Source organism: Streptomyces sp. NPDC059853, assembly GCF_042731495.1.
Classification (GTDB): Bacteria; Actinomycetota; Actinomycetes; order Streptomycetales; family Streptomycetaceae; genus Streptomyces.
Genome location: NZ_JBHWJL010000187.1, coordinates 1 through 10,173, shown reverse-complemented (window position 1 = coordinate 10,173; position 10,173 = coordinate 1). Strand labels below are relative to the sequence as shown.

The window sequence follows — 10,173 nt, the reverse complement described above, 5'->3', positions numbered from 1 at the left end:
GCCCCGGCGCCCCGCCGTGGCTGGCCGTCACCGGCACCAACGGCAAGACCACCACCGTACAAATGCTCGCCGCCATCCTGCGGGCCGCCGGGCTGCGCACGGCCGCCGTGGGCAACATCGGCACCCCCATCATCGACGTGGTCCGGTCACCCGAGCCGTACGACGTCCTCGCCGTCGAACTCTCCAGCTACCAGCTGCACTGGGCGCCCTCGGTGCGCCCGCACTCGGCGGCCGTGCTCAACCTCGCCCCCGATCACCTCGACTGGCACGGCACGATGGCCGCCTACGCCGCCGACAAGGGCCGCATCTACGAGGGCAACACCGTCGCCTGCGTCTACAACGCCGCCGACCCCGCCACCGAGGACCTGGTCCGCGCGGCGGACGTGACCGAGGGCTGCCGCGCGATCGGCTTCACCCTGGGCACCCCGGGCCCCTCCCAGCTCGGCGTCGTGGACGGCATCCTGGTCGACCGCGCCTTCGTGCCCCAGCGCCACCGGCAGGCCCAGGAACTGGCCGAGATCACGGATGTGACCCCGGCCGCCCCGCACAACATCGCCAACGCCCTCGCGGCGGCGGCGCTCGCCCGCGCCTTCGGCGTCGAACCCAAGGCGGTACGGGAGGGACTGCGGGCCTTCACGCCCGACGCGCACCGCATCGCCCATGTCGCGGACGTGGCGGGCGTCTCCTACGTGAACGACTCCAAGGCGACCAACACCCATGCCGCACAGGCGTCGCTGGCCGCCTACCCGTCCATCGTGTGGATCGCCGGCGGCCTGGCGAAGGGCGCCACCTTCGACGAACTGGTCACCGCCGCGGCCGACCGGCTGCGCGGCGCGGTCCTCATCGGCGCCGACCGCCGGCTGATCGCCGACGCCCTGGCGCGACACGCGCCGGATGTCCCGGTCGTCAGCCTCGACCGGACCGACACTGGGGCGATGGCCGCCGCCGTACGGGAGGCCACCGCGCTCGCCCGCACCGGCGACACCGTCCTGATGGCCCCGGCCTGTGCCTCGATGGACATGTTCACCAACTACAACGAGCGCGGCGAGGCGTTCGCGACGGCCGTCGCGGCCCTGACCGACTGAACCCCGCCGCCTCCGGCCACCGGCGGGACACGAAGGAGGCGACGGAGCCCATGCGTGGCCCTGACCGGCCAGGACCAGCACGTCCCACGCACAGCGCAGGACCGGGAACGGACGGCCGGACCCCGGACCGGCGGGGGTGGTCTCCCGCCCGCCGGGCGGCCGGTGGAGGATGCCGGTGGGGCGAGGACACCAGCGGTGTCCCGTCCGGGTCCGTGCGGTGGAACCGGGGGTGCGCGTGAGGACATGGCGGATCGGTGCGAGCGACCGGCCGGTGCCGGGCGGGCTGCTGCCCGCCGGAGCGGCCGGCATCGCACTGCGCAAGACGGGACGGCCGGCCCAGGTGAAGGCGGCGCCCGCGCCACGGCGTACCCCGGCGAAGAAGGCGGCCGGCAAGGCGCGCGCCCCGCGCGGCCCCCAGCGGCCCCCGCGCCGGCCGCGCGCGCCCCGCTTCGTCCGCCGCCTCAAACGGACCTGGGACCGCCCCCTGACGGCCTATTACGTGCTGCTGGGCACCGGGCTGCTGCTCGCGCTGCTCGGGCTGGTCATGGTCTTCTCCGCCTCCCAGATCCAGGCGCTGCGCTGGGGACTGCCCGCCACGTACTACTTCCACAAGCAGTTGCTGGCCGCCATCGGCGGCGCGGTGCTGCTGGTGATCGCCATGCGGATGCCGCTGCGGCTGCTGCGCGCGCTCACCTATCCGTTCCTGGTGGTCACCGTCGGCCTGCTGGTGCTCGTCCAGGTGCCCGGCATCGGCGTCGAGGTCAACGGCAACACCAACTGGCTGGACGTGGCCGGCGGGTTCCGGCTCCAGCCCAGCGAGTTCGCCAAGCTCGCCCTGGTGCTGTGGGGTGCCGATCTGCTGGCCCGCAAGGGGGACCGGGGGCTGCTCGGCCAGATGCGCCATCTCCTCATCCCGCTGGTACCCGGCGCGCTGCTGGTCTACGGCCTGGTGATGCTCGGCGGTGACATGGGCACGGTGATCATTCCGACCGTGATCCTCTTCGCCCTGCTGTGGCTGGCCGGCGCGCCCACCCGGCTGTTCACCGGGGTGCTGGTCACCGCGGCGGGTCTCGCGGCGCTGTTCATGGCCGCCGCCCCGCACCGGATGGACCGGCTCGCCTGTGTGGGCGCCACGGAACCGGGTGACGGTGACCGCTGCTGGCAGGCGGTGCACGGCATCTACGCCCTCGCCAGCGGCGGCTGGTTCGGCTCGGGTCTGGGGGCCAGTGTGGAAAAATGGGGTGAACTCCCCGAGCCGCACACGGACTTCATCTTCGCCATCACGGGGGAGGAGCTGGGCCTTGCGGGGACGCTGTCGGTGCTCGCCCTCTTCGCGGCTCTAGGCTATGCGGGTATCCGCGTGGCCGGACGCACGGAGGACCCCTTCGTGAGGTACGCCGCGGGCGGGGTGACGGCCTGGATCATGACCCAGGTCGTGATCAACATCGGCGCGGTGCTGGGACTGCTTCCCATCGCCGGGGTTCCCCTCCCGCTGTTCTCCTACGGGGGTTCGGCTCTGCTGTCCACCATGTTCGCGGTCGGGCTGCTGATCGCCTTCGCGCGCAGCGACCCCGCCGCCGGGGCGGCCCTGGCCATGCGGAAACCTGGGCTCATTGGCAAGTCGATGAGACGGCGCGCGAAGAAGGCGCCGTCCGGAGAGCGGTGAAATTCGGTGCATGTTGTACTCGCCGGCGGGGGGACCGCCGGTCACATCGAGCCCGCGCTCGCCCTCGCGGACGCCCTGCGCAGGCAGGACCCGACCGTGGGGATCACGGCCCTCGGTACGGAGCGCGGTCTGGAGACCAGACTGGTTCCCGAGCGCGGTTACGAACTCGGCCTGATCCCGGCCGTACCGCTGCCGCGCAAGCCGACCCCCGAGCTGATCACCGTCCCCGGACGGCTGCGCGGGACGGTCAAGGCCGCCGAGGAGATCCTGGAGCGCACCAAGGCGGACTGCGTGGTGGGCTTCGGCGGGTACGTGGCGCTGCCGGGCTATCTGGCGGCCAAGCGGCAGCGGGTGCCGATCGTGGTGCACGAGGCCAACGCGCGGCCCGGTCTGGCCAACAAGATCGGCGCCCGCTACACCAACTTCGTCGCCGTCTCCACTCCGGACAGCAAGCTGCGGCACGCCCGTTACGTGGGCATCCCGCTGCGCCGCTCGATCGCGACCCTGGACCGGATGGCGGTGCGGGCCGAGGCGCGGGCCGCGTTCGGTCTCGACCCCAATCTGCCCACCCTGCTGGTGTCCGGTGGTTCGCAGGGCGCGCGGCGGCTGAACGAGGTGGTGCAGTCCTCGGTGACCGTCCTCCAGCGCTCGGGGGTGCAGATCCTGCACGCGGTGGGTCCGAAGAACGACCTGCCGCAGGTGGAGACGATGCCCGGGATGCCGCCTTATGTCCCGGTATCGTATGTGGACCGGATGGATCTCGCGTACGCGGCGGCCGACATGATGCTGTGCCGCGCGGGCGCGATGACCGTCGCCGAGCTGTCCGCCGTCGGGCTGCCGGCCGCCTATGTGCCGCTGCCGATCGGCAACGGTGAACAGCGGCTGAACGCTCAGCCGCTGGTCAAGGCGGGCGGCGGACTGATCGTGGACGACGCCGAGCTGACGCCGGAGTGGGTCAGGGGCAACGTCCTGCCGGTGCTGACCGATCCGGGCCGGCTGCTGGCGATGTCCCGGGCGGCCAGCGAGTTCGGCCGGCCGCACGCGGACGAACTGCTGGTCGGCATGGTGCACGAGGCGATCGCGGCCCGCAAGGCGTAGCGGGCGGCTGAGGAAGGCGAGGGAGCGTGGCCAGAGCCGGCAGTGTCGCCCAGCGGCAGCGGGCGTCCGCCGCGCCGGAGTCCGGGCAGCGGCCGGGCCGCCGGCTGCTGCCGCGCTCCCGGATCCTGCTGGTCCTCGCCCTGGTGGCGGCGGTCGGTGCGGCGGGTTTCGGCGCCTGGGCGCTGTACGGCTCGCAGTGGCTGCGGATCGAGAAGGTGTCGGTCGCCTGGGAGCCGGACAGCCGACAGGAGCTGACGGCGGATCAGGTGCTGGCGGAGGCCGCGGTCCCGCTGGGCGCCCCGATGGCCTCGCTGGACAAGGGCGCGATCGAGGACCGGCTGCTGGCCGCGCTGCCCCGGCTGAAGTCGGTGAAGGTGGTGCGCGCCTGGCCGCACGGGGTGGGGCTGAAGGTGACGGAACGGGAGCCGAGCGCCCAGGTGCCGGCCCCCGGCGGGTTCGCCGAGGTGGACGACGAGGGGGTGCGGTTCGCGGAGATCGCCGAGCCGCTGCCCTCGGTACCGCTGCTGGAGCCGGACATGGCGGACGCGCCGAGCGCACGCCGGTTCGACGAGGACCGCACGCTGCGCGAGGCGGTGGCGGTGGCGGCCGCGCTGCCGGAGCCGCTGGCGGAACGGACCTCGGTGATCCGGATCGAGTCGTACGATGCCATCACCCTTGAACTGTCAGATGATCAGACCGTGCGCTGGGGAAGTCCGGAAGACTCCTCGGCGAAGGCGGAAGCACTGACCATACTGATGAAAGCGGCCCCGGACGCGCGGCACTTCGATGTGAGCGTGCCCAGCGCCCCGGCCGCGTCGGGGGGTTGACGGTGGGAACCTGGTTGGCCCGAACCAAGCGTGATCACATAGGGTGAAAAGAAAAACGGGAGGTTCGGCGTGTTCGTTGAACGCGTACCACATGTCGACTTAGTGTCCGTTCCGAGCAATCCAAGGAACGACCAGCACAGCTAACCCTAAACTTGAGCGTTAGGGTCGGGTCGGCTTTCCCAAACCGTCCCATCGGCATCCTTCGGCGCACCGCTGCATCCGCGGAGCGGCGATACGTAATCGAGGCGAGAGGCCTTCGACGTGGCAGCACCGCAGAACTACCTCGCAGTCATCAAGGTCGTCGGTATCGGCGGCGGTGGCGTCAACGCCATCAACCGGATGATCGAGGTCGGTCTCAAAGGCGTCGAGTTCATCGCGATCAACACCGACGCGCAGGCGCTGCTGATGAGCGACGCCGACGTCAAGCTGGATGTCGGCCGTGAACTCACCCGTGGCCTGGGAGCCGGAGCCGACCCCGAGGTGGGCCGCAAGGCCGCCGAGGACCACCGCGAGGAGATCGAGGAGGTCCTCAAGGGCGCCGACATGGTCTTCGTGACCGCCGGCGAGGGTGGCGGCACCGGCACGGGCGGTGCGCCGGTCGTCGCGAACATCGCCAGGACCCTCGGTGCGCTGACCATTGGTGTGGTCACCCGCCCCTTCACCTTCGAGGGCCGGCGCCGCGCCAACCAGGCCGAGGACGGCATCGCCTCGCTCCGCGACGAGGTCGACACCCTGATCGTCATCCCGAACGACCGGCTGCTGTCCATCTCGGACCGCCAGGTCAGCGTGCTGGACGCGTTCAAGTCCGCCGACCAGGTGCTGCTCTCCGGCGTGCAGGGCATCACCGATCTGATCACCACCCCCGGCCTCATCAACCTGGACTTCGCCGACGTCAAGTCCGTGATGTCCGAGGCGGGCTCCGCCCTGATGGGCATCGGCTCCGCGCGCGGCGACGACCGGGCGGTGGCCGCCGCCGAGATGGCGATCTCCTCCCCGCTGCTCGAAGCCTCCATCGACGGCGCGCGGGGGGTGCTGCTGTCCATCTCCGGCGGTTCGGACCTGGGGCTTTTCGAGATCACAGATGCGGCCCAGCTTGTGAGCGAGGCAGCCCACCCCGAGGCCAACATCATCTTCGGCGCGGTCATCGACGACGCGCTGGGCGACGAGGTACGGGTCACCGTCATCGCGGCCGGTTTCGACGGCGGCCAGCCGCCGTCCCGCAGCCGGGACCGGGCGCTCGGTTCGTACACCGCCAAGGAGGAGACGCCCGCCCCGGCGGCCAAGGAGCGCGGTGAGAGCGAGAGCACCGAGCGGCCGTCCTTCGGCGGGCTCGGCACGCTGCCCTCCCGCGAGCCGGCCGAGCGCGAGACGCCGGTGGTGAGCGAGCCGGTCGCCGAGCGTCAGGAGACGGCACCCCCGCTCTCCCCGCAGGTGCCCTCGGCCCGCCCGTACGACGGGGGTCAGGCCGAGGAACTCGACGTTCCCGACTTTCTCAAGTGAACCTCCTCTGACGTGATAGACCGACAGAACACAGCGAGCGGCGCGCACTACGCCTTCACCGACCGGTGGGGCGGGGTGAGCGCCGCTCCGTATGACAGCCTCAATCTGGGCGGGGCCGTGGGCGACGACCCACTGGCCGTCGAGGCGAACCGGGCCCGCGCGGCCGCCGGACTGGGGCTGGATGCGGCCGGGGTGTGCTGGATGAACCAGGTGCACGGCCGGGAGGTCGCGGTCGCCGAGGGGCCGTGGCCCGGTGGCCGGCCGCCCGAGGCCGACGGAGTGGTGACCGCCCGCCGCGGGCTGGCGCTCGCGGTGCTCACCGCCGACTGCACCCCGGTCCTCCTGGCCGACGCCGCCGCCGGGGTGGTGGGGGCGGCGCACGCCGGGCGCCCGGGTCTCGCGCTCGGAGTGGTGCCGGCCACCGTCGAGGCGATGGTGGCGCTGGGGGCCGCGCCGGAGCGGATCACCGCGCGGACCGGCCCGGCGGTGTGCGGGGCCTGTTACGAAGTGCCGGCCGCGCTGCGCGACGAGGTCGAGGACGCGGTGCCGGGCAGCGGCTGCTTCACCCGGCAGGGCACCCCCGGCGTGGACATCGGCGAGGGAGTGCGCCGGCAGCTGGCCGCGGCCGGAGTGAGCGACGTCCTGCTCTCCCCGGTCTGCACCCTGGAGTCCCCCGACCACTACTCCTACCGCCGGGAGCGGACCACGGGCCGGCAGGCCAGTTACGTCTGGGTGTCCCCCGATGAGTGAACGCGAGCGGGAACTGGCCGCGGGGCTCGCCCGGGTGGAGGAGCGCATCGTCCGCGCGTGTGGTGCGGCGGGGCGCGCGCGGGACGAGGTCACGCTGGTCGTGGTGACCAAGACGTACCCCGTGGAGGATGTGCGGTTGCTGGCAGGGCTCGGAATCCGGCATTTCGCGGAGAACCGGGACCAGGAGGCGGCGCGCAAGGCGGCGGCCTGCGCAGATCTTTCACTGAACTGGCACTTCGTGGGTCAGTTGCAGACCAATAAGGCACGTTCGGTTGCCGGTTATGCCGATTACGTCCACTCGGTGGATCGCGCACGGCTGGTCCGGGCGCTCTCCGCGGCGGTGACCGGCGCGGACCGCGCTCCGCTGCGGGTGCTGGTGCAGGTCGCGCTGGAGAAGGAAGCCGGCCAGGGCGAGGGCCGGGGCGGAGTGGCGCCCGGGGGCGTACCGGAGCTGGCGCGCGCGGTGGCGGACGCTCCCGGTCTCGAACTCGCGGGACTCATGACGGTCGCTCCGCTCACCGGGGCGTACGCCGGGCGCCCGGATGCGGCGTTCGCACGGCTGCGGGAAATCTCAAGTGACCTGCGCGCCGTCCATCCTGCTGCCACCATGGTCTCGGCGGGTATGAGTGCGGACCTGGAGGAGGCGATCGGGGCAGGGGCGACACACGTGCGCGTCGGCAGTGCGGTACTCGGAGTCCGCCCCGCCCTCGGGTAACGTCGCCAAGCAAGTCGGAACACTGCCGAAAATATGGTCATTCCCGATATGTCTGGGAATGGTGGTGTGGATTGACGGCCCATCCGGGCGGTGCCGATCCACCAGGGAGCGGAGGATCCAGTCGATGGCTGGCGCGATGCGCAAAATGGCGGTCTACCTCGGCCTCGTGGAGGACGACGGCTACGACCGCCCGGGGTACGGCCCCGACGACGATTTCGAACCCGAGACCGAGCCGGAGCGCGGCCGGCGTCAGCAGACGCACGAACCGCCGCCCCGGGAACGGGTGGAGGAGCCGGTGCGGGTGGTGCAGCCACCGGCCCAGCGGGAGAGCGAACCGGCCCCGGCGCCCCTCCTGTCGGAAAACAGACGACCTGGGAGGATCGCTCCCGTGTCTTCCATCACATCCGAACGACCCCACGTCGAGAAGAGCGCACCGGTGATCATGCCCAAGGTCGTGTCCGAGCGGGAGCCCTATCGCATCACCACGCTGCACCCGCGCACCTACAACGAGGCCCGTACGATCGGGGAACACTTCCGCGAGGGAACCCCGGTGATCATGAACCTCACGGAGATGGACGACACCGACGCGAAGCGACTTGTCGACTTTGCCGCTGGCTTGGTCTTCGGTCTGCATGGCAGCATCGAGCGCGTGACGCAGAAGGTCTTCCTTCTGTCGCCTGCTAACGTCGATGTAACGGCGGAGGACAAGGCCCGGATCGCCGAGGGCGGGTTCTTCAACCAGAGCTGAGACGACAGCAACCGGACGAGAGCGAAACCCGGCCAAGAAGCCGGGCAGGGCAGGGGAGAGGGACACCGCGGATGGGCATCGTACGAGACGTGATCCTGATCGCCTTGTATTGCGTCCTCGGACTCCTCCTCTTCCGGCTGGTGATGGACTACGTCTTCATGTTCGCGCGGTCATGGCAGCCCGGACGGGCGATGGTCGTCGCGCTGGAGGCCACCTACACTGTCACCGATCCGCCGCTGAAGGCGCTGCGGAAGGTGATTCCTCCGCTGCGCTTCGGGGGTGTGGCGCTTGATCTGTCCTTCTTCGTACTCATGATCATCGTCTACATCCTGATCAACGTCGTGGCCGGGCTGTGAACGAGTACGGTCTTGCCGATATGCTGACGAAATACGTTGAGGTGAAGAGATGCCGTTGACCCCCGAGGACGTGCGGAACAAGCAGTTCACCACTGTCCGTCTCCGTGAAGGCTATGACGAGGACGAGGTCGATGCCTTCCTCGACGAGGTCGAGGCAGAGCTGACCCGGCTGCTGCGGGAGAACGAGGACCTGCGCGCCAAACTCGCCGCGGCCACCCGCGCCGCCGCCCAGAATCAGCAGAACATGCGCAAGCCGGAGCAGCAGGAGCGGCCCGGCCCCGGCGGGCCCGGCGGCCCCGGTGGCCCGCCGGCCATATCCGGTCCGCAATCCGGACCCCAGCAACAGCAGATGGGCGGCCCGCCCCAGCTGCCGGGGCCCGGTGGTCCGATGGGCCCGGGCGGACCGGGTGGTCCGGGTGGTCCCGGTCAGATGCAGCAGCATCAGCAGATGGGCGGTCCCGGCCCGATGGGCCACGGCCCCGGTGGTCCCGGCGGCCCCATGGGTCCCGGTGGTCCGATGGGTCCCGGCGGTCCGGGTGGTCCCGGTCAGATGCAGCAGCATCAGCAGATGGGCGGTCCCGGCCCGATGGGCCACGGCCCCGGTGGTCCCGGCGGCCCCGGCCCGATGCAGCAGCCCGGCGGCAACGAGAGCGCTGCCCGGGTGCTGTCGCTGGCGCAGCAGACCGCCGACCAGGCCATCGCGGAAGCGCGTTCCGAGGCCAACAAGATCGTCGGTGAGGCACGCAGCCGCGCCGAGGGTCTGGAGCGGGACGCCCGTGCCAAGGCGGACGCCCTGGAGCGGGACGCCCAGGAGAAGCACCGGGTCGCGATGGGCTCCCTGGAGTCCGCCCGCGCCACCCTGGAGCGCAAGGTCGAGGACCTGCGCGGCTTCGAGCGGGAGTACCGCACGCGCCTGAAGTCGTACCTGGAGAGCCAGCTGCGTCAGCTGGAGAGCCAGTCCGACGACTCGCTGGCCCCGCCGCGCACCCCCGCCGCGGCCTCGCTGCCCCCGTCCCCGCAGCCGTCCCTGGCCTCGGCCGGTGCCCCCTCCGGGCCCGGCGGCGGCATGGGAGGCCACCAGTCCATGGGCGGTCAGCAGCAGATGGGCGGCCCCGGTCACGGCGGCGGCCACGGCGGGCACCCCGGTGGCGGCCACTCCGGCCCGCCCTCGTACGGCGGCCAGCAGGGCATGTCCCCGGCGATGACCCAGCCGATGGCGCCGGTGCGGCCGGCCGGACCGCAGCCGGTCCAGCAGCAGGCGCCGTCCCCGATGCGCGGCTTCCTGATCGACGAGGACGACAACTGACGCGGACGCCCCTGGCGTGACACGTCGGCATATCAGCACCATCGAGGCGGGGGCCCGACACCCGTCCCCGCCCCCCCCCCGGCGGGGTTGGCCCGCCACCCCCACCCCCCCGGGACGGGCAC

10 protein-coding genes are annotated in these 10,173 nt (G+C 71.7%); all 10 read left to right on the top strand.

Annotated elements, in window-relative coordinates; all coding sequences use genetic code 11:
- Nucleotides 1–1,085 (top strand): UDP-N-acetylmuramoyl-L-alanine--D-glutamate ligase (gene murD / locus ACFV5N_RS18850; RefSeq protein WP_385600924.1); only part of this gene is annotated, 1,085 nt, incomplete at its 5' end.
- A 169-nt stretch (nt 1,086–1,254) separates the two neighbouring features.
- On the top strand, nt 1,255–2,751 hold the full coding sequence (gene ftsW / locus ACFV5N_RS18845) for a putative lipid II flippase FtsW (protein WP_385600921.1): 1,497 nt from the start codon (nt 1,255–1,257) through the stop codon (nt 2,749–2,751).
- A gap of 6 nt (nt 2,752–2,757) precedes the next feature.
- Nucleotides 2,758–3,849, top strand: coding sequence for an undecaprenyldiphospho-muramoylpentapeptide beta-N-acetylglucosaminyltransferase (gene murG / locus ACFV5N_RS18840; RefSeq protein ID WP_385600918.1), 1,092 nt, complete (start codon nt 2,758–2,760; stop codon nt 3,847–3,849).
- A gap of 26 nt (nt 3,850–3,875) precedes the next feature.
- Nucleotides 3,876–4,676 (top strand): cell division protein FtsQ/DivIB, encoded by an 801-nt coding sequence (locus tag ACFV5N_RS18835; RefSeq protein ID WP_385600915.1) that lies wholly within the window; start codon nt 3,876–3,878, stop codon nt 4,674–4,676.
- 261 nt (nt 4,677–4,937) lie between these two features.
- Nucleotides 4,938–6,176 carry a cell division protein FtsZ gene (gene ftsZ, locus ACFV5N_RS18830; RefSeq protein WP_385600912.1) on the top strand — a complete coding sequence of 413 codons (1,239 nt, stop codon included), beginning with the start codon at nt 4,938–4,940 and terminating at the stop codon, nt 6,174–6,176.
- Nucleotides 6,177–6,191: 15 nt separating this feature from the next.
- On the top strand, nt 6,192–6,926 hold the full coding sequence (pgeF, locus tag ACFV5N_RS18825) for a peptidoglycan editing factor PgeF (protein WP_385600927.1): 735 nt from the start codon (nt 6,192–6,194) through the stop codon (nt 6,924–6,926).
- A complete protein-coding gene (locus ACFV5N_RS18820) occupies nt 6,919–7,641 on the top strand; it encodes a YggS family pyridoxal phosphate-dependent enzyme (RefSeq protein WP_385600909.1) in 723 nt (240 codons plus the stop codon). The genes pgeF and ACFV5N_RS18820 overlap by 8 nt, the downstream gene beginning before the upstream one ends.
- 124 nt (nt 7,642–7,765) lie before the next feature.
- Nucleotides 7,766–8,389 (top strand): cell division protein SepF, encoded by a 624-nt coding sequence (locus ACFV5N_RS18815; RefSeq protein WP_019433676.1) that lies wholly within the window; start codon nt 7,766–7,768, stop codon nt 8,387–8,389.
- A gap of 71 nt (nt 8,390–8,460) precedes the next feature.
- On the top strand, nt 8,461–8,745 hold the full coding sequence (locus tag ACFV5N_RS18810) for a YggT family protein (RefSeq protein ID WP_019433675.1): 285 nt from the start codon (nt 8,461–8,463) through the stop codon (nt 8,743–8,745).
- Between the two features lie 49 nt (nt 8,746–8,794).
- Nucleotides 8,795–10,051 carry a DivIVA domain-containing protein gene (locus ACFV5N_RS18805; RefSeq protein WP_385600906.1) on the top strand — a complete coding sequence of 419 codons (1,257 nt, stop codon included), beginning with the start codon at nt 8,795–8,797 and terminating at the stop codon, nt 10,049–10,051.
- Nucleotides 10,052–10,173: the final 122 nt, after the last annotated feature.